This window comes from Nonomuraea maheshkhaliensis (assembly GCF_039529435.1).
GTDB classification, from domain to species: Bacteria; Actinomycetota; Actinomycetes; order Streptosporangiales; family Streptosporangiaceae; genus Nonomuraea; species Nonomuraea maheshkhaliensis.
On record NZ_BAAAMU010000006.1, the window covers coordinates 106,706 to 129,677 of the forward strand.

Below are 22,972 nucleotides of genomic sequence, written 5' to 3' on the forward strand. Positions count from 1 at the left end.
GGATAACTGTGGATCTTGTTAGGTGAACTTCTCAGCCGGCACGAGGATGTCCGCCACCTCGACCGCCAGCTCACCTGCGAAATAGCTGCGCTCGATCACCGTCACGATGCTGCCGACGCCGATGCCGAGCTGTTGCGCTTCATCCCGGGTGGCAGGCCGCGCCCACACCTCTTCATCCCATAGCACGGCTGCGGACCGCCCTCGAAGAGGGCGGGGCTCATCAGGTATTTGTGCTGCACGGCCTGGGCGGTTGCGGCAAAACCGCCGTCGCCTCGGAGATCTTCCGTTTTGCGACGGCCGAAGGCGGTCGGGCCGGACTGTGGGTCAACGCCTCCGACCTGACCTCACTACGCGCAGGAATGCTCGCCGTGGCCGCGGACCGCGGGGCCGGCGAAGGAGAGCTCACCGCTGCGCGTAGCGGGCTGCGGGCCGCCGCAGACCACACCCCAAGACCCTCGCCGCCCGCGCCTTGCTCGGCCGAGTCCTCGCCGAGCTCGGTCGCTTCGAAGAAGCGGTGGCGCAGGCCGAGTTGGTGGCTGATGCGCGGGCGAGAGTGCTCGGGGCCGAACACCCGTGGACTGTGTGGTCGCTGGAGCGGCTCGCGGAGCGGCGTGCCGACCTCGAGGCTGATCGTTCTTGAAGGCTGGACAGGTGCAGGTGGGAACGAGACCATCGACGTCCCGTGCGCAGTCGAAGCCTCAGGTGCGGCGGGGTGGCCGGGCGGGGATCGGCCCGAAGAGGTCGCACGCCCTGAAAAAGGCCCTCCGGGATCATCCCGAAGGGCCTTTGACCAGGTGCGCGGCCGACAGGAGTCGAACCCGTAACCTTCTGATCCGTAGTCAGATGCTCTATCCATTGAGCTACGGCCGCTCGCTGCGTAAGCAAGCATAGCGGGTTTTCCGCAGTGCCTCGAACCGGATACGGGCTCGGGGCTGACGTTGGTTCCGGGGTGGGGGTGGGTGTGGGGTGGTGTGAGGGGGTTTGAGCTGGGGGAGCCCGCGAGTCTCAGAGGGGGCGGGCTCCCTTCCCCGTTACGTGGTGTCCGTCTGATTCAGCAGGACGTCTAGCAGGATGGCCATGTCGGTCAGTCTGCGGAGGATGAAGGCGTACTGGTCGTGGGTCTGGATGCGGATCTTGGTGAGCTCGTCGGCCGTGTGCCTTCTGAAGCTTTCGATCTCGTCGTTGAGTGCGGAGAAGTCTTGGTTGAGCTCTGCTTGTAGGCATTTGACCTGGGTCTTGGTGTCGAGGTGCGGGTCTCCTGCTTGCGTGCGGGGGTGTCTGTGTCGGCGGCGGGCTCTCGGGCGGGTGGAGGCCGCGTCGCCGGTACGTACGCTTGCCTCAAGGGCATCCGCGCGGAGTTTCAGTTGGCGAATCTCCGTCTCTATGTCCACGTACCTCTACCTTCGCGGTCGTTGGAAGGGATCCCTTGCGAGGCTGGTCTGCCAGTGGTCCCACGTTCTGTGAGCACATGGTGGCAAGGAGTGGGGGAGGTGGGAAATCGTGCTGCGTGGTGCGGGGTGAGGACTTTCCCCTGGGGGTGTAGTGGAGATCACCGTGGGGGTTGGTTCTCTGTTCGGGGGGTGGGTGGCGAAGGTGGCATCTGTGGTGAGAGCTGGCAAAACACGGGTTCAGGCCTAGGATTTGGGGCGGTGCACGTCGGGCATCCCTAGGTGCCCTCTGAGTAGTAGATGGCGGCTTGGACGCGGCTTTTCAGGCCGAGTTTGTGGAGTACGCGGCTTACGTGGGTCTTGGTGGTGGCTTCCGCCATGTCGAGTTCTCGGGCGATCTCGGCGTTGGACAGGCCCCGTCCGATGCAGGCCAACACCTCCTGCTCACGAGGGGTCAGGCCGGCCGGGTCGGTGCCGGGGGCCGGGTCTCTGCGGGCGGGGGGTTGTTCGGCGAAGGCCGCTATCAGGCGGCGGGTTACGCCGGGTGAGATGAGTCCCTCGCCGCGGGCCACCACGCGGACCGCCTCCAGCAGGGATTGGGCCTCGGTGTTCTTCAGCAGGAAGCCGGCCGCGCCGGCGCGCAGGGCGCCGAAGACGTATTCGTCGACGTCGAACGTCGTCAGGATGAGCACGTCACAGACTCCCGCCAGTGCGCGCGTGGCGGAGATGCCGTCGAGTCGGGGCATGCGTACGTCCATCAGGACGACGTCGGGGCGTAGCTCCGACGCCATGGCGACGGCGCTTTCGCCGTCCTCGGCCTCGCCCACGACCTCGATGTCGTCGGCCCCGTCCAGGATCAGCACGATTCCGGTCCTGACCGCGGCGTGGTCATCGGCCACGAGCACCCTGATGGTCACCGTCCGCCTCCAGCGTTCTTCTTCTCGGCGGCCGAGTCGGACCAGGCCCGGCTCGGGCTCGCGTTCAGTTCGGTCGTCGGGAGGGCTGCTGAGACGCGCCAGCCTTCCCCGTCGACCGCTCCGGCCTCGAACCGGCCTCCGACCAGGGCGGCGCGTTCGCGCATGCCGATCAGGCCGGCTCCGGCTCCGGGCAGTCCGCCTCGCCGGTCGGCGCTGAGCGTGTTGTCGACGCGGAGCACGACCTGGTCACGCTCGTAGCCGACCATCACGGAGATCGGGGACTCGCCATGTTTCAGGGCGTTGGTGAGGGCCTCCTGCAGAATGCGGTAGCCGGCGAGATCGACGGACGGGGGCAGCTCGCGTGGCTCGCCCTCGACCCGGGTCCGCACGTCCATTCCCGCTTGCCGTACGCGCTCGACCAGGGGATCGGCGTCTCCAAGGCGGGGGCGGGTCGTCTCGCTCTCGGCCTCGTCGCCTTCCTGCCTCAGCAGGCCGATCATGGCTCGCATCTCGGCCATGCCCGCCACACTGTTCTCCCGTACGGACTCCATGACCTTCCGCACCGTCTCCCGATCGAGATCCTGGCGGGACAGGGCGGCGGTGGACTGGATGGCGATGGCGCTGAAGTGGTTGGCGATCATGTCGTGCAGCTCGCGGGCCATCTGGGTGCGTTCGGCGGTGATCGCGGCCTGCCGGTCGAGCTCCGCCAGGCGGGCCACCTGCTCGGCCCGCGCCCGCTCCGCCGCCGCTCGATCTCGCTGCTCCCGCAGGTAGACCGCGGTGAGAACGGGCGTGACGAGCACCAGCCCCGCCTGCACCCCCATCACGGCCAGCGCGCGCCAGTCGGCGGCGAGGAACCCGGCCGTGGCCCCCGCCCCGACCGCGAGCACGGAGGTGGTGCCCAGCAGGATCCGGGTCAGGCCGGCCGGGCCGTAGAGCGCGGCCGCGTACAGGTTGTCGGTGAAGATCAGCACCGCCCCCAGGGACGGGCCCACGAACCCGTCGATCGTGATCCCGACGATGCCCAGCCCCAGGCAGAGCAGCGGGGCGCGCGTGCGCACCACGACTCCCGCGCAGGTGAGCGCCAGCGGCACGAACAGGAGCCAGGTGGGCGTGCCACGATGGGCATACGAGCCACCCGCGATGAGCAGCGCGCCCACCGCGAAGGCCAGCGCCGCTGCCGGCACCGTCCGGTTCATGGCTTCACCCGGTTCATGGCTTCATCCCATCACCTCTGGCCAGCCTTTTCCTCCTGCGGAGGTCCGCCTGTGGATACACCGTTCGATGTATCCACAGGTTGAGGATCTGTGTGTGCGCTGGTGTCCCGAGAGTGGTGAGTGTCCGGGGATGTTGGAGTTTGTTCGGGTTTGGGAGCGGGGCACGTCGTACTGTGTGAGGGTGAGCGAATCGCCGCCTCCGCCGGGTCCGCCGTCTGACTCGTCCTCGCGATCGTCGTCGGGGGGTGGGCCGCCGCCTCGGCGGACGGGGGTGGTGGTCGGGCTGGCATTGGTCGGGATTCTCGGCTATCTCGTGGTCAACGTGGTCGTGGGGGTCGTCGTGCTGAGCCTGGAGTCGACGGTGGCGATCGGGGTGGGGGCGGGGGTGCTGGCGGTTCTGGGGATCGGGGCCGGGTTGGTGCTCGTCCGGCTGCGGAGGTCGTGGTCGGTGGGGTTGGGGCTGGGGTTGATGATCGGGTGGGGGCTGGCGTCCATCGTGTCGGCGGGCTTCTGTACGGGGCTCAACCCTGAGATGTATACGTAGGCCTACGAACTGTTGTGCGTGTGATGATGACGGTGTTGAGCGGATGTCGGTCGCGGGCTCGGCTCCTGGTCTGATCGCGACTAGGGGGTAGAGCAAACGAATGAGTACGAGACCGCCGATGCCGCCGACCCCACCGACACCGCCACCGTCGTCGTCCGGGGATCCGGAGGAGTCGGGTCAAGGGGCGGAGTCGGAGCTGGAAGCAGGGGCGGGGCCAGAGCTGGAGGGGGAGCCGGAGTTTCTGCCGCCTCCAACCGGGGAGAGGGTCGCGCCGCCTGCGGCCGGTGAGCGGGCTCCTGCGCCGGCGCCGCCTCCCAGCGGTGAGCCGTCGCTGCTGCCGCCGCCTCCGACGGGACGGCCGGTGTCCCTGCCGCCGCCCGCCGGCCCGACGAAGCTGCTGCCGGCGGGTGGAGGGGAGCTGGGTGAGACGTCGCGGTCGGTCGGACCGCCGGGTGGTGCTTCCTCGTCGGCCGCGCAGGGGCCCGGTGTTCCGCCCGGTGCGGGGCGGCCGTCCTTCGTCGCGCCCGTGGTGAAGCCCGCGTCCGCGGGGCAGCCGGGTTCGGGTGGGCAGACGTCGGGCCAGGCAGGTCCGCAGCACGGGCAGTCGTCGTACGGATATTCCGGAAATGTCGCGGGAGGTCAGGGGCAATCGCCGCAGGGACCGCCGCCCGGGCACGAGGGCCCGCCGGAGTATGGTCCCCCGCCTGGTTACGGTCCCTCGGCCGGTCACGGCGGCCCGTCCCCTCATGGCGGCCCGCCTCCTCAAGGCCCTCCGCAGTACGGCCCCCCGCAGTACGGCCCCCCGCCTCCAGGCCCGCACCCCGCCCCCTCCTCAGGAAGCGGCGGCGGCACGGGCGCACTGATCGGCTTCCTGTTCGCGGGCCTGGCCGCCTACAGTGCCCTCAACATCGTCATAGGTTTCTTCGTCTTCTTCGCCGCCATGAGCACCCCCGCCAGCTCCACCCCCTACCTGGCCATCGGCGCCATAGCCCTGGCCCTGGCGGGCCTCGGCGCAGGAATCGGGCTGTGCTTCGTCCGTAAGACCTGGAGCCGAGGACTGGGGCTGGGGCTGATGATCGGCTGGGCGCTCTGGTCGATCCTGTCCGCCGGCTTCTGCACCGGCATCAACCCGGGCCTGTACGGCTGACATGCCCTACCACGAGATCTTCGTCGGCCTGGGCGTCTTCGTGGCCTCCGTCGTCTTCGTCAAGGAGGCCAGGAGGCGCGGCGCGCTCAACGAGCAGTCCCTGATCGCGGTGGCAGGCGCCCTGGTCGGCGGGGCTATCGGGATGCGGCTGGCCGGCTCGCTGGAGACCCTGGAGCTGCGTGACCTCTGGCTGTACGGCTCCCGCAGCATCCTCGGCGGCCTGACCGGCGCGTACGCCGGCGTCCTGGTCGCCAAGCGGATCATCGGCTACAAGGAGCGCACCGGCGACCTGTTCGCCCCGGCGGTGGCGCTCGGCATGGCCGTGGGCCGGATCGGCTGCCATCTGACGGAGGCGCCGGGCCGGCCCACCGACCTGCCCTGGGGCGTGCACGCCTCGCCGGCCACTCCGGAGTGCCCGGGCTGCCTCACCGGGCAGGCCATGCACCCGTCGTTCGTCTACGAGATCGTCTTCCAGCTCGCCGCGTTCGCCGCGCTGCTCTGGGCACGTAAGCGGCTCACCCAGCCGGGCGAGCTGTTCACGCTCTACCTGGCCGGGTACGCCGCCTTCCGCTTCCTCGTCGAGTTCACCCGGGCCAACGAGACGGTCTGGCTCGACCTGACCAGGCCCCAGTGGTTCCTGATCCCGGGGCTGCTGCTGCTCGGCATCCGGCTCGCGTACGGCTGGCGGCGCGGCTACTACGATCCCCTTTTCGAGCGGAAGGTCATGACATGAGTGCAGGCATGGGATTGCGGGGTGACCGCATCCTCAGGTACGTCAACGCGTTCTGCCCGCGCTGCCACGACCGCGAGCTGTCACAGGTGGAGCGGCTGAGCGGCTACCTGGCCGAGCGCGACGGACGCGTGTGGCTGGAGCGCGGGTGCCGCGAGCACGGTCTCATCAGCACGTTGTACGACGAGGACCCGGAGATCCTGGCGTACCTGGAGGAATGGACCGCCCCGACGAAGCATCACGTACCGGATATATCCGGAAATTTTGATCCGGTGCCCCAGGCCTACCTGCGCGGCCTCCCCGAGCTCCAGACCCAGCACACCTGCATCCTCCTTGAGGACATCGCCGAAGCCTGCAACCTGCGCTGCCCCACCTGCTTCGCCGACAGCTCGCCCGACCTGACCGGGATCGTCCCCGTCGAAGACGTCCTGGCGAACGTCGACCAGCGCCTGTCCAGGGAGAACGGCAAGCTCGACGTCCTCATGCTGAGCGGCGGCGAGCCCACCCTCCACCCCGAGCTCGACAGACTGCTCGCCGAGCTGGCCGAACGCCCGATCACCCGCATTCTGATCAACACCAACGGCGTCCGCGTGGCCAGGGACGACGCCCTGCTCGACCTGCTCACCGCGCACAGGGAGCGGGTCGAGGTCTATCTCCAGTACGACGGCAGCTCGGCCGACGCGTCCAGACATCATCGGGGCGGCGACCTGACCAGGATCAAGGCGAGCGCCGTACGACGCCTGTCCGAACGCGAGATCTTCACCACGCTCGTCATGACCGCCGCACTCGGCGTGAACGACGACGAGATCGGCGACGTCGTCCTCCTGGCTCTGGACACCCCGTACGTCGGCGGCGTCTCCCTGCAGCCCCAGTTCGGCTCGGGCCGGTCGGCCGCCATCGACGAGCGGGACCGGCTCACCCACACCGGCGTGCTCAAACGCCTCGGCCCGCAGACCGACGGCCTGGTGACCTGGCGCGACCTGACCGCGCTGCCCTGCTCCCACCCCCACTGCTGCTCGGTCGGCTACCTCATCCGCGACGACTCCGCCCGCTGGCGCTCGCTCACCGAGCTGATCGGCCACGACCGGCTCAAGGCGAACCTCGGCCTGGTCTCCAACCGCATCGCCGACAGCGAGATCCCGCGCGAGCTGCGCCTGGCCGTACAGGAGTCGCTGCTCGGCCTGCTGTCCGAGCAGTCGTCGCTGTCGCATCCGCAGGTCGGAGACCTGTGGCGGACCATCTGCGAGAACTGCGACCTCGGCGTCTCCACCCTGCTCACCCTCGCCTCCTCGGCCCTGCCGGGCCGGCGCAGGAAGTTGCGCGCGATGCTCGGGGAGCGGGTCGTGCGCATCACGGTCAAACCGTTCATGGACCTGTCCACCATGATCGAGGAACGGCTCACGCAGTGCTGCGTACACGTGGGCACCCGGGCCGAGCAGGACCAGTGCGCGCCGTTCTGCGCCGTACAGGCGTGGCCGCAGCTGTCCGGGCAGCGGCTGTCGGCGGTGGCCTCCAAGGCGAGGGGGCCGTTCGAGGTGGTCTTGTGAAGGAAGGGGCCGTTCGAGGTGGTGCTGTGAAGGAGCCGTACGATCCGCTCCGCCTGTGCGTGTACGCGACCGTCGCGCTGCTCGCCTGGCTGCTCGGGCCGTGGGCGGTGCTGGGGTTCGCGGCGCTCGGGTTCGCCGGTTACTGGCGGGCGCGGCGAGCCGGCCTGACCAGGAGCAAGTGCTTCCTGCGCGACACCCGGCTCGTGCTGGCCTACCTCGGCCTCATCGGCCTCGCCGCACTGACGGCGATCATCCTGGGATGGCCTTGAGCACCGTCTGCTGCTTCCCGTCCCCCGGAAGAGCACGCTCGACGGCCTGGAGGAGGTGTCGTGCGACTGCACGGGCCCGATCGCGGCCGTCGTCCCGGTGCTCAGGTCGTCCCGGACGGGCTGCTGCCGGCCAGCACGTAGCCGTACCGGAGCAGCGCGTCGCCCCGGGTCCGGACGAACTCGTCGAAATCCTCCACGAACCCAGGGATCACGTCACACGGCTTCTGTCGCACGCGGGCGAGAGATCGCGCGGGAGAGATTACGGGGCGGGGACGTACAGGCTGAGCGTCTCGGCGATGCAGGCGGGCCGCTTCTCGCCCTCGATCTCGATCGTCACCTTGAGGTTGGCCAGGTAGCCGGCCGGCGTGCCCTTGACGTCGGTCAGCTCGCCGACAGCCCTGACCCGCCCCCCGACCGGGACCGGCCGCGGGAAGCGGACCTTGTTGAGGCCGTAGTTGACGCCCATCGCGATGCCCTCCACCTTGATCATGGAGAACATGAACGACGGCAGCAGCGACAGCGTCAGGTAGCCGTGGGCGATCGTGCCGCCGAACGGCCCCTCCTTGGCCTTCTCCACGTCGACGTGGATCCACTGGTGGTCGTCCGTGGCGTCGGCGAAGAGGTTGACCTGATCCTGGGTGACGGTGCGCCACTCGGTCGGGCCGAACGACTCGCCGACGGCCGCCTTGAGCTCCTGAACGTTCGCGAAGGTCCGCATGGTGTCGAACGCTATTGCGCGCGCGGGACGGCTGCCAAGTTCGGGTCTCTTCCGGACTCGTCACGAAGATCTTTACTCGAAACCATCGCATAGGTGTTCGAGTCCGCGCTACAGTCTTAGGTACCGCAATCGAACAGAGGTTCGGCCTGGTGAGAGGGGGTGTGTCCGGATGACGGTGCTCGCGCTCGCCCCTGCTCGGACACGCCGTAGCACTTTCTTCCCAAATCTAGGACGGCCGCTATATCCGGCAATAAAGTCCGAGAGCGTGGACCCTGTGCGAAACCCCTACGCTCCAGGAGCCGGGCAGCGCCCGCCGGAGCTCGCCGGGCGTGATCGCGAGCTGCAGCAGTTCGAGGTCGTGCTGGAGCGGGTGGCCCGCGGCCGTCCCGAGCGCAGCATGGTCGTGACCGGCCTGCGGGGCGTCGGCAAGACCGTTCTGCTCAACACCTTCAAGTCCATGGCCATGCAGCGGCTGTGGGGCACGGGCAAGATCGAGGCCCGGCCCGATCAGTCGATCAGACGGCCGGTGGCCGCCGCCCTGCACATGGCCATCCGCGAGCTGGCGCCGCGTCATCGCGCGCCCGAGCGCATCGAGGAGTTCCTCGGCGTGCTCAAGGCGTTCGCCATGCGCGATCCGGCCGCGGCCAAGGGCACCTCCCACTGGTCGCCCGGCATCGAGGTGCCCGCCAGCCGCGGGCGCGCCGACTCCGGCGATCTGGAGATCGACCTCACCGAGTTGTTCGTCGACGCGGCGAGCGTGGCCACCGACCTGGCGGTGGGCATCGCGCTCTTCATCGACGAGATGCAGGACGTGCAGGCCGCCGACGTCTCGGCGCTCTGCGCGGCCTGCCACGAGCTGTCGCAGTCGGGCGGCCCGCTGATCGTGGTGGGGGCCGGCCTGCCGCACCTGCCGAGCGTGCTGTCGGCCAGCAAGAGCTATTCCGAGCGGCTCTTCCGCTACGCGCGCATCGACAAGCTCGACCGCGACGCGGCCGACCTCGCGCTGATCCTGCCCGCGCGGGAGGAAGAGGTGGAGTTCACCCAGGAGGCGCTCGACGCCCTCTACGAGGCGGCCGACGGCTACCCCTACTTCGTGCAGGCGTACGGCAAGGTCGCCTGGGACCTCGCCCCGCGCAGCCCGATCACCATCGACGACGTCAAGGTCTCCGCGCCGGAGGCCGAGGAGGAGCTCGCGGTCGGGTTCTTCGGCAGCCGCTACGAGCGGGCCACCCCGGCCGAGCGCGACTACATGCACGCCATGGCGCAGATCGGCGACGAGCCGGTCGCGACCGCCGAGGTGGCCGACGCCCTCGGGCGTAAGCCGTCCAGCCTCTCACCCGCCCGCGACAGCCTGATCAAGAAAGGGCTCATCTACAGCGCCGAGCGCGGCCTGATCGCGTTCACGGTGCCGCACTTCGGGAGATTCCTGCGCGCTCAGCCGATCTGAGCGACGCCCCTAGACCTCTATTGGGCTGTCTAGTGGGGAAGCTAGACAGCCCAATAGAGCTATATCGCCATGCCTGTCGAGGGAAATCTAGTGCTCTCTAGCATCAGGCCGATACGGGGACATAGTCCGGCAGAGAGTCGCTGCCCTCCCTGCTGGCCACGGCCATCCGCACCGCCGGGCGGCGGCCGCTCAGATAGACGGCGAAGACCACGTCGTCGTCATCGTGGTTGCGGAAGGCGAAGAAGCGCCAGCACAGCTCCCGCCAGCTGTCATACGGCTCCGCCGAGGCAAGCTCCTGCCGGTGGGCCCGCCAGGTGCCGCTCGACCTCAGCCTCGACAGGGTCACCGACTCCGCTGGACCGCGGCGCTGCTCGCAGGGGGCGCGATACCGCACCCGGTCGATCAATTCCTCGATCTCGGGCGAGAGCAGCGCGAGCAGGGCCACCCCCGCGGCGGCGTACCACGGAGGCAGGCCCGCCTCCACCCACCCGGTCGCGGCCGCCCATCCCGTCACCGGCGACCACACCGACACGCCGGCCAGGCCGGTCAGCGCGACCGTCCGGCCGATCGAACGCCACCCGACCGGCGCCGAGCTCACCTCGCCGAAGCAGCCGCAGCCCGCGTCGGGCACACGCCTGCGCAGCTCCAGCAGCACGTACGTGGACATCGCGAAGAACGCGACCGTGCCCCAGCGGAAGAACGGATGCGTGCTGAACAGCAGCCCCGCCGCCAGCATCAGTTCGCCGGCCGCGCACACCAGCAGCGCGGGAGCCTGCATGCGCCCGGGCACCAGCACCGCGGGCCCCAGCCTGGACAGCGCCCCCGGCTCGCCTCCCGAGCCGACGGTGCGCACCTTCGCCACCGTGCCCAGGGTGAGCATGACGATCAGGAGCGGGAGCTGCGATTCCAGCACGAGCGTCACCCTAATCCGATCTGCGCGTTGAAGCACCCTTTGATCAACTCGCCGCCGAGCTCCACGTAGGAGGACGGCGACAGCTCCGCGATCCGCCCGCGCGGCGAGGTGTCGCACTCGACGCAGCGGTCGCAGAAGCGCCCGGCCATGCACCCGCAGGCGACCACGGGCACGTTGGCGGAGCGGTTGGAGCAGACGTTCCTGATCTGGAGCAGCGAGCCGACGGCCAGATACGGCAGGCCGGCGCACGATACGCCGGTCATGGGGCAGCCGGTGTCGGTACGTTCCAGCATCGGGTAGGCCGCGCCCCGCTCTTCCTCGTCGAACATGTCCGACCAGGTCACGGTGCCGGCGATGCGCGACTGCGTGCCCGCGTACGCGGGCGGCGGGGGCGGCACGGACCGCGCCGGGTAGGGCGGCTGCGAGGTCGCGGGCAGCAGGGCCAGGCAGGCGCCGTCACGCCTGATGCCGATCGCGTCGAAGAGGTAGCCGGGTTCGAACTGGGGATGGCGCACCTGGAGCCGTCCCGACGCGCGGTAGGGGATGACGACCGAGCGGTGGCCGCGATGGGGCCCGCAGTCGAGCTCGACCGTCAGGTCCTTATTGCCGGCTATGGAGAGGATCGTCCCGGTGATGCGGGTGGTGTCGGCCCAGATGCGCTCGACCACGCGGCCGTCGCGCAACGTCCGCATCAGCACCATGGAGCCCACGTCCAGATCGCCCGGCGTCGTGTCGGAGCCGTTCCACGCGGTCGCCCACGGCGCGATCACGAGCCGCTCCTGGGCGCCGCCGGGGGTCTCGATGGTGATCAGGTGCGGGCTGACGTCCAGGACCTCGCCGACGACGGCCCGCAGGGGCTCCGCGTCGCCGGGGTCGGCACCGGGAACGCGGCCCTCGCGGCCGAGCACGGCCGCGGCGAGCACCCGGCGGCGCTCGACGCTCGGATGACCCATGAACCCCTCCCTCGTCGGGTACTAGATTCACACGACTTGGCGGCGGGCCACACCGTAGTAGTTCAGATGGGAGCAAAATACCCATCCCCGGGGAAGGGAGTTCACCTACGGCGTCGTACAAACCGCCACCGACCTAGACGGACCTTTATCGTCGGCGGGCCGAAACCTGAATTGCGGTTCCGGCACAAACGGGCATCAGGCTGCGATTCTGGCCACGATGCAGACCACGAGCTGGGAAGACGAGTTCCGCGAGTACGTCACGGCGCGCGGTCCAGCGCTGCTGCGCGCGGCCCATCAGCTCACCGGCCATCCGCTCGACGCCGAGGACCTGCTGCAGAGCGCGCTGGCCAAGACGTACCTGGCCTGGGACCGCATCGAGGACCGCAACGCGCTGGACGGATACGTGCGGCGGGCCATGGTCAACATCAACATCTCGCAGTGGCGGCGGCGGAAGCTGGAGGAGTACCCGTCGGACGAGCTGCCCGAGCCGGCCGCCCGCGAGGCGCTGCCGGCCCCGGAGATCCACGAGGCGCTCGAACAGGCCCTGCGCGAGCTGCCCGAGCGGATGCGGGCGGCGATCGTGCTGCGGTACTACGAGGACATGACGGAGCCGGAGATCGCGAGGACGCTGGGGATCAGCGTGGGGACGGTCAAGAGCACGGTGTCGCGCGCCATGGCCAAGCTGCGGAGGTCACTGGGCCTGTCCTAGGGCTCGCAGGGGGATGGTGTCTCCGCTCCCGCGGTGGCGCACGGCCGTACGATGGTCCTGATCTTGCGCAGCGTGCCCAGGAACGTCTCCAGCTCGTCGGCGCCCAGCAGCCCGGTGAAGAGGTCCTCGATGTCCTGGAGGTGCTGCGGCAGCACGCGCTCCAGGCGCTCGGCCCCCGCCGCGGTGAGCACGGTGTAGGACGTCCGCCGATCGGTCGTGCAGGCCTCCCGCTGCACCAGCTCCTCGCGCTCCAGCCGGTCCACCACCCGGGTCACCCCGCTCGTGGACAGCCCGGTCTGGCCGGCGAGATCGCTCATCCGCAGCCTCTGCCCGGGGGAACGTGCCAAACGAATGAGCGTCTCGAAGTCGATCTCCGACAGCCCCGCGGCGCTCAGCGCCGGCGCGAACCTGCTCATCAGGCCCGCGTGCACCTCGGCGAACAGCCCGATGGCCGTCAGCCGGGAGTCGTCGTACAGCCGGTGGACGTCCACCCGGGGGTTGTCGTACTTCATCACACTCATACCTTAGACGACGATAGTTGACGTGCGGAATATTCCTCATGTAGAAAGTTGTTGCCGCAGACATCCGCACAGCAACCTTCTTACTAGGAGCCTCCGATGACCACCCGCACCTGGGAATCCCTGACCATCCCGGCCGCCGGAACGTACAACCTGGACGTAGCGCACACCAGCATCGGCTTCGTCGTCAAGCACATGATGGTCAGCAAGGTCCGCGGCCGTTTCGAGAAGTTCGAGGGCGCGGTCACGATCGCCGAGAACCCGCTGGAGTCGACCGCCGAACTCACGATCCAGACGGAAAGCATCACCACGGGCGTCGCCGACCGCGACGGCCACCTGCGCAGCGACGACTTCCTGTCCGTCGAGAAGTTCCCGACCATCACCTTCAAGAGCACCCGCGTGGCCGGCCACAAGGGCGACGAGTTCACCGTCGTCGGCGACCTGACCATCCGTGACGTGACCCGGGAGGTCGAGCTCACGGTCGAGTACGGCGGCGCCGGCACCAACCCGTGGGGCCAGGCCGTCTGGGGCTACACGATCACCACGGAGTTCGACCGCGAGGACTTCGGCCTGACCTGGAACCAGGCGCTGGAGACCGGCGGGGTGCTGGTGGGCAAGAAGGTTAAGATCGAGATCGAGGGCGAGGCCAACCCGGCCGCCTGACGTTATCCACAGCCTGGAAGCCCGCCCTAGCTCTGGGCGGGCTTCATCCACAGATAGTTACCCACAGGCTGTTGATAACTCTTGGTGAAGGCGTGCGGCGCAATCGCTTTGCCGCCTCGCCAGAAGGCCGGTACGCTGTGCTTGCCGCGATGGCTTCCAGGAGGATTCGCCTAGTCAGGTCTATGGCGCCGCACTGCTAATGCGGTTTGGTGGCAACACCATCCGGGGTTCAAATCCCCGATCCTCCGCAGCTGAAGGCCCTCTCCCTTGATCGGGGGGAGGGCCTTTTCGATCTTCTGTGGACATCAGGGTTGCAGTCCGGGTTGCAGTTGCCCTCAGGGCGCTCCCCAGAGGGCGGCACCCATCCGCTCACTGGCGTCCTGCATCTGGAGGGTCGCCACGTGGGTGTAGCGCTCGGTGGTGGTCACGCGGGTGTGGCCGAGGATCTCCTGCACGACGCGGATGTGGACACCCTGCTTCTATCAACAGGTCGCCGCGGTGTGCCTCGCATCGTGCACCCGGGCGTCCCGGACGCCGGGTTTGCTTGAGGATGGCCTTCTGCCGGGTGGCCTGTCGCTGTAGGCAGTCGCAGGTCGCTGGAAGCCGTCCGCCGTACAAAGCATTCGTCGCACTGACGCGTACTTACCGTCCCAAGGCGCTCTGTCGCCGACCATGCGGCCTCGCTACGATCCGCGGATGCGCCGGCGCACTAGGACGATCAGCCCTATCTGAATGACAAGTAGCACCAGCGCGATCAGTCCCGATGTGGCGGTCATCTCTTCCTCTGAAAGCCCGCCAGCACATTCCGTAATGTTGCCGCCCTTGTACAAGAAGGTGCAGTCGCGTCCAAGGATCATGGCAGCGATGAACCAGTTGGCAAGCAGAAGGGGGCCCGCGCCCAGAACAAAGAGCAGTGGGATGTAGTTCATCCTCCCACCTGCCGGGTTCACCTTCGCCGGAACAGGTTCGAGACACCCGCCCATATCGGAATCACGACTCACTTCGAGTACATAAGCAGAGGCAAGCGATCAGGACAAGGTTGGTACGGTGCACTTCCTGTGCAATATACGTGCAACATCATGAGTCGTATTGTGGTGGGACACGGTCATGCCGCAGACGGAAGGCCCTCTCCCTTGATCGGGGAGAGGGCCTTTTGATCTTCGGCAGCGTCGTAGTCGCAACGGCCAGGGATTCCCCAGAGCGCGGAGGCGAGCCCTTCTCGCGCATCAGGGGTGTGGACCCGGACGGCTCGTGGATCCCCTCGCTTCGGGGCCCGGCGCGGCCAAGGTGGGCGAAGCAGGTCCGCCCGTTCCGACCTCGGCTGCTTCGTCCCGAAGCCACACCACCGGAGCGTCGGCCTGACTCAGCAGGAAGTGGTCGTCTCGGCTATGCAGGAATCGGTGCCCGGCCCGCCGTTGGCGGTGTCGGTGCCCGGCCCGCCCAGGATCCGGTCGTTGCCGGCTTCGCCGTCGAGGGTGTCGTTGCCGTCGTCGCCGCTGATGTCGTCGTTGCCGTTGCCGCCGAAGACGGTGTCGTTGCCGGCGCCGGCGGAGATCCGGTCGTTGCCCGCGAAGGAGAGGATGACGTCGTTGCCGCCCAGCGCGGCGATACGGTCGGCGAACGGTGAGCCGCAGATGACATCGGCGCCCGAGGTGCCGACGATGGTCTGCCCCGAGGTGGCGGTGCGCCGGTCGATGGTGCAGCCCGGTCCGTTCTGGAGCGTCCCGTCGACACTGCTGGTGTTGAAGTAGCCGCTGCCGGTCTCCGCAGGGTTGTTGGTGAGAACCAGGCTCGTTGCCCCGTTCAGCACGCGGGTTGCGCCCAGCGCCGACGCCACGTCGTCGTGAAGCAAGATCCGGTCGGAGAAGACGTACGAGTCGTCGTGTGGCCCCGAGATCTGCGAGCGAACCGACTGGGCCGGGACGGGAGCACCGCGGAAGTTGTAGTTTGCGCTCTGCGTGGCGCTCATCCCCGCTTGGTCCATGAGCGCGTAGCCCTGGTAGGAGAACTCGGCGGTGGAAAGCGAGGCCCCCGGCGGCGTATGCACGTTCAGCGAGAGCGTGCATTCCCTATTCGAAGCATCAGTGCCGGGTTCGATGAGCGTTTCGTATGAGCTGAATGTAACGGTGAACGACTTCCCGTCGGCGCTGATCGCCGCCTCCCATGTCCCGGGCGGGCACCCGTTTCCGTTCGCACTGACGCTCGAGATGTATGCCTCGGCCGGGTTGGGGGCAGAGGATGCCGCGGCCGCGGGCGTCATGACCGCTGCGGCGAGGACGGCGGCGGCGAGTGTACGTGCGGCCGGCCTGGGGAGTGTGTTGCGCATGATGAATGGCATAGGGCATTCCTTTCCGTGGTGAGCATTCCCCGTGAGAACATCAGGCGATTTCCTGAGGCTCGTTGACCTGTGTCAGATCGAGCTCGTGAATGGTGTCGCGGTGGCGCGGACGCCGGAGCTGTTCTTCTTCGTATCCGCCTGCACCGCTGCGATAGTGCGACAAGAGAGATACCCCGGCGTCAAGCATGAGAGACGCGCGCACTTTTTATGAGCGGGCAAATAATCAGCAAGGAGCGGAAAGAGGGAATGTCCTTGATGCCTGAATATACGCCATTAAAATGGATGTTATCCTGACGCGTAGCTCCCGAAAAATCCGATTGGCACAGATATGCCATGATTCCGAGAGGCCGGCCTCTGGCGCGGCGGCGGGCCTTCTACACCACCCGACGGGACGTGACCCCTCTTCTTCTCTTAGTCGAACCAGACCACCAACCGCACGCCGTCGGGCCCGAAGCGCCGCCCCAACGCCTCCATCACCCCGAAGACGTGCTCCCAACCTGTTCCGGGGCCCAGCACGGCCTGCCGTGTCAACGGGCCGTACTCCAGCGTCACATCGGGAAGGTCCCATCGACCAGCCAGGGCTTGATCGGGCGAGACGCCGAAGGGCGGTATGGGATAGAGGTCCACGAGCTCTTCCGGCCACTGATCGTCGATTCGATACTGGTGGATCACCGATTTCGCCGAGCGGAGCTGCAGTACTCCGCGAGCGGCGGGTCGGACGGTCATGTCCAGGTCGCGAAGCTCCGCCCACGCGACCCATGTGCAGCCGCGCACGGCGGTATCGATGTTCGCCCACTTCTCGTAGTCATGACGGATCGCTTCCGAAGCGTCGGCCGGTAGGCCTCGGCCGGCCGCGACGGGAGTCCAGTCAAGCCGGTTGCGGACGCCGAAGAGACAACCGAAGGCGTCGTAGTCGCGGCCGTCATAGAGGGGATAAAGGGGCGTCGATACCGACCAGGGCTCTCCGTCGTACCAGTCCTCGTCAGCACACGGGTGACGAGTTTCGATGAAGCCGTAGATGTCGGTTCCCACGGTGACAGAGTAGGGTCACGGCTCCTTCGGGCACGCAGAATAGTTCATCACTCACGCCATTCGTCTGTGATCTCAAATCGCATGATTCCCCGACGAGCGGTGAGTCCATCAAGATCTATCCCGGCCGTGGTGCCGCCCGTGGCGACCGTTCCCTAATCGCAGTCGTACGGGCATCAGGAGTAGCGGGAAGGAAGATGGCGGAGGACCGCGCGGACGGCTTGGTTGAGGTCAGGAAGCATGTCGCCGGCCAGGATGGGGTCGTGCCCGGGATGGTCAAGGTCATCACAGTAGGCTGTCCATCCCTCCACCGTGCGGCCGAACATCCCGCTGCGACGGAAGCTCTCTCGCTCCACCCGGCCGACGGGAAGCCCGCCGTCGCCGTCGCGGTCGTCCCAGCACACGAGGATGGTGTCCTCGTGTAACTCGCGGAGGGAGATCCTGCGGCTCTCCATCAGTGTCGTGAGGGCCGGTTCCAAGTTGTCCAGGTGACGCATTCGTCTTTCCTTCGGGCGTCGGCGGCATCACAGGTGTGGTCGGTCGCGTACTCGACGACGTGGCACGAAGCCTAAGGGGCCCTTTTACTCCTCGCAGCTCCTTGTGGTGCCGCCTCTCGTCACCCGGTCCGTCGTCGGGTGGATGGTGCATCGTCGGGCACATCCCGAGAGCAGGGCGTCGCTTGTCAGTCGATTCGGATGATCACCTTTCCGAAAGGCCTGCCGTCGAGGTAGTGGGTGAAGGCGTCGTGCGCATCGGCGAAGTCGAACACGCGGTCGATGACCGGCCGCAGCCGGTGCGCGGTGATCGCCTGGTTCATGGCCTCGTGATCGGTGCGGTTGCCGGCGAAGATTCGCCTGATGGTCGCGAGGGTAGATCCGTACGCTTCGCCGGAGATCTCGATGTGGGAACCGTCCGGGCCGGATACCGCGAGCAGCACGATCTGCCCGTAGAGAGCCGCGGCTCTGACCGATTGCTCGATGGTGGCGGGCCCGTTGGTCTCGACGATGAGATCCGCCCCTTGCCCCTCGGTGAGCTCGCGCACCACCTGTCCCCATTCGGGGGTGTCGACGTTGTTGATGACGTGGTCTGCGCCGAGTTCTTCGAGCTTGGCGGCCTTGATCTCGCCGGAAGTGGTGGAGATGACGCGGCAGCCCAGCATTTTCGCGAATTGGAGGGCGAAGAGAGAAACGCTTCCGGTGCCGAGGGTGAGAACGGTCTGTCCCGGGCGGAGGGGTTCGCCGCCGACGACCGAGTTCCACGCGGTCACGCCGGCGCAGGGCAGGGTCGCCGCCTCCTCCCAGCTCAGATGGGCCGGTACGGGGACCGCCCACTGCTGATCGAGGAGCGCGTACTCGGTCAGCATGCCGTCCAGGGTGCAGCCGAACTGGTCGAGGAACTCGGGCTTCAGCCTGCCGTCGTGCCACCGGGGCCAGTAGCCGCCGACGATCCGGTCACCCACCTTGAACCGGGTCACTTCCGCACCAACGGCGACGACCTCACCGGCTCCGTCGCTGAGCGGGACCACGCCGGGTGCCGACGGCAAGGGGTAGCGCTCGTGGAGGATGAGCGCGTCGCGCCGGTTGAGCGAGACCGCGTGGACGCGGACAAGGATGTCGGTCGGTTTCGGGGTCGGCATCGGTTCTTCGCGCGGGACGATCCCGTCGAGGTGGCCGAGCTTCTCCAAACGGTAGGAACGCATGGTCGTCCGGCCTCGTGCCGGCTGAGCGCTCATCCCTCGATGAACTGGTAGTCGGTCCGGATCCGGCCGTCCTCGTCGAGGACGAGGATCTCAAGTCCGACGCCTGCCGGTTCACCGCCGCCCGTGGGCACCATTTCCCAAGTGAACTTGACGATGTCGGCGAGCCGATCGGCGTTGTTCCGCGGCCTGAAGAAGAACTTCCCGGGTGCGACGAACTCGTCGTACGAGCGGGTCACTCTGACATCGAGTGCCTCATGTCCGCGAGCTTCGAGAACGGGAGTGAGGCCCAGCGCCGCGGCGGTCTCCCGGATTTCCCGGGGCGGCTGGAGTATCTGGACACCGTCCTCGGTCCACAGTTCGGCGACGGCCTTACGGCGCGACTCGGCATCCGGTTCGTTCCAGACCGCCACGTAGCGGCCGACCAGTTCCTCGGTGTCGATCACAGCTTTTCCTTCGTCCTGAGGTGTTCGTGAACGCTGCCGATCCTGGGCGCGACGCCGTGGCCCGACAATTCCCTTGAGGGAATGGCCATACCTCATTCACTGCGTTAGACAAGGTCAGGTGACCATCACTTCGGAACGCGGCGGGTTCGGTGGTGTTCTGCGCGAATGGCGCGGACGCCGCGGCGTCAGCCAACTGGATCTCGCTCTGCGCGCCGGAACCACGCAGCGGCACGTCAGCTTCATCGAGAGCGGACGGTCGATCCCCGGCAGGGCCATGGTCGTACGGCTCGCCGAGTCGCTGGAGATGCCGCTTCGGGAACGGAACATGTTGCTGCTGGCCGCGGGTTACGCCCCCGCCTATCCGGAAACCCGGTTCGACGACCCTGAGCTCGAACCGGTCCGCACCGCACTGGAGGGCATTCTACGCGGGCACCACCCGTATCCCGCGGTGATCGTCGATCGGCGCGGCGATCTCGTCTCGGCCAACGACGCGTTCTGGACGCTGACCGAGGGAGCGGCGTCCCATCTCCTTACGCCGCCTGTCAACGTGCCCCGCTTGTTGCTGGATCCTCAGGGAATGGCGCCGCGGATCATCAACCTGGACGTATGGGCCTGGCACGTGATCGACCACATCCGGCAGGAAGCGGCTCGCAATCCCGATCACCAGGTTGAGGCGCTGGTCGCCGAGCTCACGAAACTGGCGCCCGATCGCCCCCGGCAACCGGGACCGGATCACCTCGGCTTCGCGGTCCCGCTGCGGCTTCGCCACGGCGACGGCGAGCTTCGGCTCCTGACCACGCTGACCCACTTCGGCACCGCCGTCGATGTCACCGTCGCCGAACTGCGGATGGAGGCCTTCCTTCCAGCCGACGCGGCGACCGCCTCCGCTCTCGCCGAGCTGGGACGGTTGAGCTAGAGCCTTGGGCGGTACCCGGCCCGCGTCGGGTGCCCTTGTGCCGGCCCCTAAGCTGTGCCGTTGTGACGGACGAATTGGACCCCGTGGCCTATAACCGTGCCGCCTGGGACCGCGAGGTGGCGAACGGCAACGAATGGACCCGGCCGGTCGGGCCGGAGGTCATCGCCCGGGCGCGGGCCGGCGATTGGTCCGTCATTCTGATCGGCCACGAGGCGGTGGCGCGCGACTGGTTCCCGGCACAGCTGGCCGGTGCCGAGGTGTTGTGCCTGGCCTCCGGTGGAGGGCAGCAGGGGCCGGTGCTCGCGGCGGCGGGCGCGACCGTGACGGTGCTGGACAACTCGCCGCAGCAACTGGCCCGCGACCAGGAGGTGGCCGCCCACGAGGGATTGGCCGTCCGTACGGTGCTCGGCGACATGCGCGACCTGAGCGCGTTCGCCGATGGCAGCTTCGACGTCGTCTTCAATCCGGTGTCCAACGTGTTCTGCCCCGATCTCGCACCGGTCTGGCGGGAGTCGTTCCGTGTGCTGCGTCCGGGCGGGATCTTGATGGCCGGGTTCATGAACCCTGACGTCTTCATCTTCGACGTCACGGCGATGGAGGAGCGGGGTGAGCTCATCGTGCGCCATCCGCTTCCGTTCAGCAGTCTTGATCTTCCGGACGACGAGCGGGAGCGCTCGTACGGGACGGGGCCGATCGAATACAGCCACTCACTGGCCGGGCAGATCGGTGGTCAGCTCGCGGCCGGTTTCACCCTGACCCATTTCGACGAAGCCCCGCACCACGCGGATGTCACCGCGCGGTACATGCCTGGATACTTCGCCACCCGGGCCGTCAAGCCCCTTTGAACGCCACTTCCCTGCACGCTCATGGGAGGCGCCGGCGCAGCTGGTCGCGCTGATCAGGGACGTGCCGTGCACCGATGAGCTCGTACGGACCGTCGTGCTCTACCCGCCTCAGGAAGGCGCGCCCACGACCGATGAGGAGTGGGGCGCCCTTCCGGAGGATTCGCCGTACTTCGTGGGGCCGGGCATCGAGGAGCTGCCGGCGGACGTGCGGGACACTCTCGCCGACGTTCCCGACGGCAGGCTCGTCGAGCTGGGTGAGCGGTGGGCGGAGAGTGACGACGACTCCATGTTCCGCACCGATCCACCTCAGCTGTCCGAACTGATCGCGGAGCTGCGTGGCCTGGCCCGGCGTGCCCGGGACGAAGGTCAGTCGCTCTACTGCTGGAGTTCGTTGTGAGCGGCCGGTTCGTGTCGCGGGGGAGCCGGCTTCAGGGGTGGCGGGGGCGCTGGTAGCGCAGGTAGACGATGCCGTTGCTGGAGGGGATGCTGGAGACCAGGTCGAGCTGGTACGACTTCGGGACGCCGTCGAACAGCCGGGTTCCCTCCCCCGAGACGTACGGGAACATGCTCACCCTCAGCTCGTCGAGCAGGTCGAGGCTCATGAGCGAGCGCCAGAGGGTGACGCCCCCCCATACGATGATGTGGCCGTCGCCGTCCCGTCTCAGCTTGTCGATCTCCTCCGTCGTGTCGCCCGAGGCGATGGTGGTGTTGGCCCAGTCGGCGGTCTTGAGGGTGCGGGAGAAGACGACCTTGCGGGCCGGGTTGAGGATGCCCGCGAACGGGTGGTCGGTGGCGGCCGTCATGCCCGCCGAGATGCCCTCGTAGGCGGTGCGGCCCATGACGTGGGCGTACGCGCCGCGCAGGAAGTCGAGGTGCGCCGCGTCGTCGGGCTCGCTGTTCTCGGGCAGGTCGAAGCAGAACTTCCAGAAGTCGGTGCCCTCGTCGGCGAGGAGGCCGTCGAGGGAGTAGTTGAACACTGTCGCTATAAGTTTCCGCATGATGGGGGGCTCCGTGGTCTCAGGTCGTCGTCGGGATCGTGCTCGCCGGCGGGCGTACGTGTCCCGGGCCGGGATGGTGACGTGGGTCCGGCGTTGACGGTGTAGACGGCCTGGCCGTTCGGAAGTCATCGGTGCTCGAACTGTCGATCTCGCCGGGGTTCTGGATCAGGCTCGGCCGAAGATGATTTCTGAGGCCGGTCAGCGGATGATCTGGGTGACGAGGAAGTCGAGGCGTTCGTCCTGGGGCTCCGGCGGGATGCGGCCGCTGTCGGACAGGACCGCCATGCCGTGCAGCGCGCTCCACGTGACCTCGGCGAAGAGTTCGCGGCGCTCGTTGGCCGGCGGGAAGCAGTTGACGAACTCGTCGAAGCAGGCCCGGAGCGGGGGCGGGGTCTCGGCGCTGGCGAACTTGAGGTCGGTGGGCATGATGAACATGGCCTGGTACAGGGCGGGGCGCCGGCTCGCGAAGTCGAGGTAGGCGCGGCAGACGGCACGCAACGCCTGGCCGGTGTCGGTGATGGACTGCCCGGCGCCCGACGCCTGGCCGGGATTGGAGGCTGACTGGCGGGCGCGGCGCAGGTGGGTGGCGAGTTCGGCGAAGCCGTCGAGGGCGACCGCGCTCACGATGGCGTCCTTGCCGTTGAAGTGGCTGTAGAGCACCGGCTGGCTGTACTCGACCCGTTCGGCCAGCCGGCGGGTCGTCACCGCCTCCCAGCCCTCCGACTCCGCCAGCTCGCGCGCGGCTGTGATGATCAGCTGGTGGCGGTGGGCGCGTTCACGTTCGCGGCGCTCGCTGATGGCGGACATAGCGCTAGTCTAGCGCTGCTTGTGATTCTGTCGAAGCTAGAATCGCCGGTGGTCCACAGGCGCCACACGTGCTCGGGCGTGGTCGCTTAGGTGCGTTCGATCCGGACGCTCTCGGTCTCGGGTGAGACGGTCATGAATGCTCCCTTGAGGTGGGGTTTCGTGGACCCGATCCTCCGAGTGAGCGCCCGGAGCGAACAGCTGCGAATGTCACGAGAGT

General features: G+C 67.9%; 28 protein-coding genes, 2 tRNA genes and 1 pseudogene. 13 read left to right on the forward strand and 18 right to left on the reverse strand.

Annotated elements, in window-relative coordinates:
* Positions 1-18: 18 nt before the first annotated feature.
* Entirely contained in the window at positions 19-186 is a 168-nt protein-coding gene (locus ABFX54_RS06480; protein WP_346102240.1) for a UTRA domain-containing protein, read from the reverse strand.
* Between the two features lie 277 nt (positions 187-463).
* Here ABFX54_RS06480 and ABFX54_RS56850 point away from each other — a divergent pair.
* Positions 464-640 (forward strand): annotated as a pseudogene (locus ABFX54_RS56850) (tetratricopeptide repeat protein); the annotation flags it as partial.
* Positions 641-797: 157 nt separating this feature from the next.
* On the opposite strand, the gene ABFX54_RS06485 reads toward ABFX54_RS56850, so the two are convergent.
* The 4 genes from ABFX54_RS06485 to ABFX54_RS06500 form a co-directional block, all read right to left on the reverse strand.
* Positions 798-870: transfer RNA gene (locus tag ABFX54_RS06485), tRNA-Arg, on the reverse strand.
* A gap of 161 nt (positions 871-1,031) precedes the next feature.
* Positions 1,032-1,391 carry a hypothetical protein gene (locus ABFX54_RS06490; protein WP_346102242.1) on the reverse strand — a complete coding sequence of 120 codons (360 nt, stop codon included), beginning with the start codon at positions 1,389-1,391 and terminating at the stop codon, positions 1,032-1,034.
* Between the two features lie 275 nt (positions 1,392-1,666).
* Entirely contained in the window at positions 1,667-2,305 is a 639-nt protein-coding gene (locus ABFX54_RS06495; protein WP_346102244.1) for a response regulator, read from the reverse strand.
* On the reverse strand, positions 2,302-3,504 hold the full coding sequence (locus ABFX54_RS06500; RefSeq protein WP_346102246.1) for a sensor histidine kinase: 1,203 nt from the start codon (positions 3,502-3,504) through the stop codon (positions 2,302-2,304). Before ABFX54_RS06500 ends, ABFX54_RS06495 begins: the two co-directional genes overlap by 4 nt.
* Positions 3,505-3,793: 289 nt before the next feature.
* On the opposite strand from ABFX54_RS06500, the gene ABFX54_RS06505 reads away from it, so the two are divergent.
* The 5 genes from ABFX54_RS06505 (at position 3,794) to ABFX54_RS06525 (ending at position 7,759) form a co-directional block, all read left to right on the forward strand.
* Complete coding sequence (locus ABFX54_RS06505) at positions 3,794-4,066, forward strand: hypothetical protein (RefSeq protein WP_346102248.1); 273 nt, start codon at positions 3,794-3,796, stop codon at positions 4,064-4,066.
* A gap of 940 nt (positions 4,067-5,006) precedes the next feature.
* Complete coding sequence (locus ABFX54_RS06510) at positions 5,007-5,213, forward strand: hypothetical protein (RefSeq protein WP_346102249.1); 207 nt, start codon at positions 5,007-5,009, stop codon at positions 5,211-5,213.
* Between the two features lies 1 nt (position 5,214).
* Positions 5,215-5,946, forward strand: coding sequence for a prolipoprotein diacylglyceryl transferase (locus tag ABFX54_RS06515; RefSeq protein ID WP_346102251.1), 732 nt, complete (start codon positions 5,215-5,217; stop codon positions 5,944-5,946).
* Positions 5,943-7,490 (forward strand): radical SAM protein, encoded by a 1,548-nt coding sequence (locus ABFX54_RS06520; RefSeq protein ID WP_346102253.1) that lies wholly within the window; start codon positions 5,943-5,945, stop codon positions 7,488-7,490. The genes ABFX54_RS06515 and ABFX54_RS06520 overlap by 4 nt, the downstream gene beginning before the upstream one ends.
* A 26-nt stretch (positions 7,491-7,516) precedes the next feature.
* Complete coding sequence (locus ABFX54_RS06525) at positions 7,517-7,759, forward strand: hypothetical protein (protein WP_346102255.1); 243 nt, start codon at positions 7,517-7,519, stop codon at positions 7,757-7,759.
* A 259-nt stretch (positions 7,760-8,018) separates the two neighbouring features.
* Here ABFX54_RS06525 and ABFX54_RS06530 read toward each other — a convergent pair whose 3' ends face one another.
* A complete protein-coding gene (locus ABFX54_RS06530) occupies positions 8,019-8,477 on the reverse strand; it encodes a MaoC family dehydratase (RefSeq protein ID WP_346102257.1) in 459 nt (152 codons plus the stop codon).
* 265 nt (positions 8,478-8,742) lie between these two features.
* On the opposite strand from ABFX54_RS06530, the gene ABFX54_RS06535 reads away from it, so the two are divergent.
* Positions 8,743-9,924, forward strand: a complete 1,182-nt coding sequence (locus tag ABFX54_RS06535; protein WP_106247498.1) for an ATP-binding protein — start codon at positions 8,743-8,745, stop codon at positions 9,922-9,924.
* A 103-nt stretch (positions 9,925-10,027) separates the two neighbouring features.
* On the opposite strand, the gene ABFX54_RS06540 is transcribed toward ABFX54_RS06535, so the two are convergent.
* Positions 10,028-10,837: a MauE/DoxX family redox-associated membrane protein gene (locus ABFX54_RS06540; protein ID WP_346102259.1), complete on the reverse strand. Its 810-nt coding sequence runs from the start codon at positions 10,835-10,837 to the stop codon at positions 10,028-10,030.
* A 5-nt stretch (positions 10,838-10,842) separates the two neighbouring features.
* Positions 10,843-11,790: a hypothetical protein gene (locus tag ABFX54_RS06545; protein WP_346102261.1), complete on the reverse strand. Its 948-nt coding sequence runs from the start codon at positions 11,788-11,790 to the stop codon at positions 10,843-10,845.
* A gap of 217 nt (positions 11,791-12,007) precedes the next feature.
* Between ABFX54_RS06545 and ABFX54_RS06550 the strand changes: the two genes are divergently transcribed.
* Positions 12,008-12,499 carry a SigE family RNA polymerase sigma factor gene (locus ABFX54_RS06550; RefSeq protein WP_346102263.1) on the forward strand — a complete coding sequence of 164 codons (492 nt, stop codon included), beginning with the start codon at positions 12,008-12,010 and terminating at the stop codon, positions 12,497-12,499.
* Here ABFX54_RS06550 and ABFX54_RS06555 read toward each other — a convergent pair.
* Positions 12,496-13,020 (reverse strand): MarR family winged helix-turn-helix transcriptional regulator, encoded by a 525-nt coding sequence (locus tag ABFX54_RS06555; protein ID WP_346102264.1) that lies wholly within the window; start codon positions 13,018-13,020, stop codon positions 12,496-12,498. The two genes, ABFX54_RS06550 and ABFX54_RS06555, sit on opposite strands and share 4 nt — an antisense overlap.
* A gap of 96 nt (positions 13,021-13,116) precedes the next feature.
* Here ABFX54_RS06555 and ABFX54_RS06560 point away from each other — a divergent pair, with 96 nt between their 5' ends.
* Positions 13,117-13,680: a YceI family protein gene (locus ABFX54_RS06560; RefSeq protein WP_346102265.1), complete on the forward strand. Its 564-nt coding sequence runs from the start codon at positions 13,117-13,119 to the stop codon at positions 13,678-13,680.
* A 159-nt stretch (positions 13,681-13,839) separates the two neighbouring features.
* Positions 13,840-13,928 (forward strand) — tRNA-Ser (locus ABFX54_RS06565).
* Positions 13,929-14,015: 87 nt separating this feature from the next.
* Here ABFX54_RS06565 and ABFX54_RS06570 read toward each other — a convergent pair.
* The 7 genes from ABFX54_RS06570 to ABFX54_RS06600 form a co-directional block, all read right to left on the reverse strand.
* Positions 14,016-14,144, reverse strand: coding sequence for a hypothetical protein (locus tag ABFX54_RS06570; protein ID WP_346102370.1), 129 nt, complete (start codon positions 14,142-14,144; stop codon positions 14,016-14,018).
* 219 nt (positions 14,145-14,363) lie between these two features.
* On the reverse strand, positions 14,364-14,609 hold the full coding sequence (locus ABFX54_RS06575) for a hypothetical protein (RefSeq protein ID WP_346102267.1): 246 nt from the start codon (positions 14,607-14,609) through the stop codon (positions 14,364-14,366).
* Positions 14,610-15,043: 434 nt separating this feature from the next.
* The gene (locus ABFX54_RS06580) at positions 15,044-16,006 is read right to left on the reverse strand and encodes a DUF4360 domain-containing protein (protein WP_346102269.1); all 963 of its coding nucleotides are present in this window, start codon (positions 16,004-16,006) and stop codon (positions 15,044-15,046) included.
* A 423-nt stretch (positions 16,007-16,429) separates the two neighbouring features.
* The gene (locus tag ABFX54_RS06585; protein WP_346102270.1) at positions 16,430-17,050 is read right to left on the reverse strand and encodes a hypothetical protein; all 621 of its coding nucleotides are present in this window, start codon (positions 17,048-17,050) and stop codon (positions 16,430-16,432) included.
* Positions 17,051-17,223: 173 nt separating this feature from the next.
* A complete protein-coding gene (locus ABFX54_RS06590) occupies positions 17,224-17,544 on the reverse strand; it encodes a hypothetical protein (protein WP_346102271.1) in 321 nt (106 codons plus the stop codon).
* Between the two features lie 185 nt (positions 17,545-17,729).
* Positions 17,730-18,731, reverse strand: a complete 1,002-nt coding sequence (locus ABFX54_RS06595) for a zinc-dependent alcohol dehydrogenase family protein (RefSeq protein WP_346102273.1) — start codon at positions 18,729-18,731, stop codon at positions 17,730-17,732.
* Positions 18,732-18,775: 44 nt separating this feature from the next.
* A complete protein-coding gene (locus ABFX54_RS06600) occupies positions 18,776-19,189 on the reverse strand; it encodes a hypothetical protein (protein ID WP_346102275.1) in 414 nt (137 codons plus the stop codon).
* Positions 19,190-19,307: 118 nt separating this feature from the next.
* On the opposite strand from ABFX54_RS06600, the gene ABFX54_RS06605 reads away from it, so the two are divergent.
* The 3 genes from ABFX54_RS06605 (at position 19,308) to ABFX54_RS06615 (ending at position 21,347) form a co-directional block, all read left to right on the forward strand.
* Entirely contained in the window at positions 19,308-20,105 is a 798-nt protein-coding gene (locus ABFX54_RS06605) for a helix-turn-helix domain-containing protein (RefSeq protein WP_346102277.1), read from the forward strand.
* A 62-nt stretch (positions 20,106-20,167) separates the two neighbouring features.
* Positions 20,168-20,950, forward strand: a complete 783-nt coding sequence (locus ABFX54_RS06610; RefSeq protein WP_346102279.1) for a class I SAM-dependent methyltransferase — start codon at positions 20,168-20,170, stop codon at positions 20,948-20,950.
* Between the two features lie 61 nt (positions 20,951-21,011).
* Positions 21,012-21,347 carry a hypothetical protein gene (locus ABFX54_RS06615; RefSeq protein WP_346102280.1) on the forward strand — a complete coding sequence of 112 codons (336 nt, stop codon included), beginning with the start codon at positions 21,012-21,014 and terminating at the stop codon, positions 21,345-21,347.
* Positions 21,348-21,378: 31 nt separating this feature from the next.
* Here the strand turns inward: ABFX54_RS06615 and ABFX54_RS06620 are convergent, their stop codons facing one another.
* Positions 21,379-21,948, reverse strand: coding sequence for a dihydrofolate reductase family protein (locus tag ABFX54_RS06620; RefSeq protein WP_346102282.1), 570 nt, complete (start codon positions 21,946-21,948; stop codon positions 21,379-21,381).
* A 198-nt stretch (positions 21,949-22,146) separates the two neighbouring features.
* Positions 22,147-22,755 (reverse strand): TetR/AcrR family transcriptional regulator, encoded by a 609-nt coding sequence (locus tag ABFX54_RS06625; protein WP_346102283.1) that lies wholly within the window; start codon positions 22,753-22,755, stop codon positions 22,147-22,149.
* Positions 22,756-22,972: the final 217 nt, after the last annotated feature.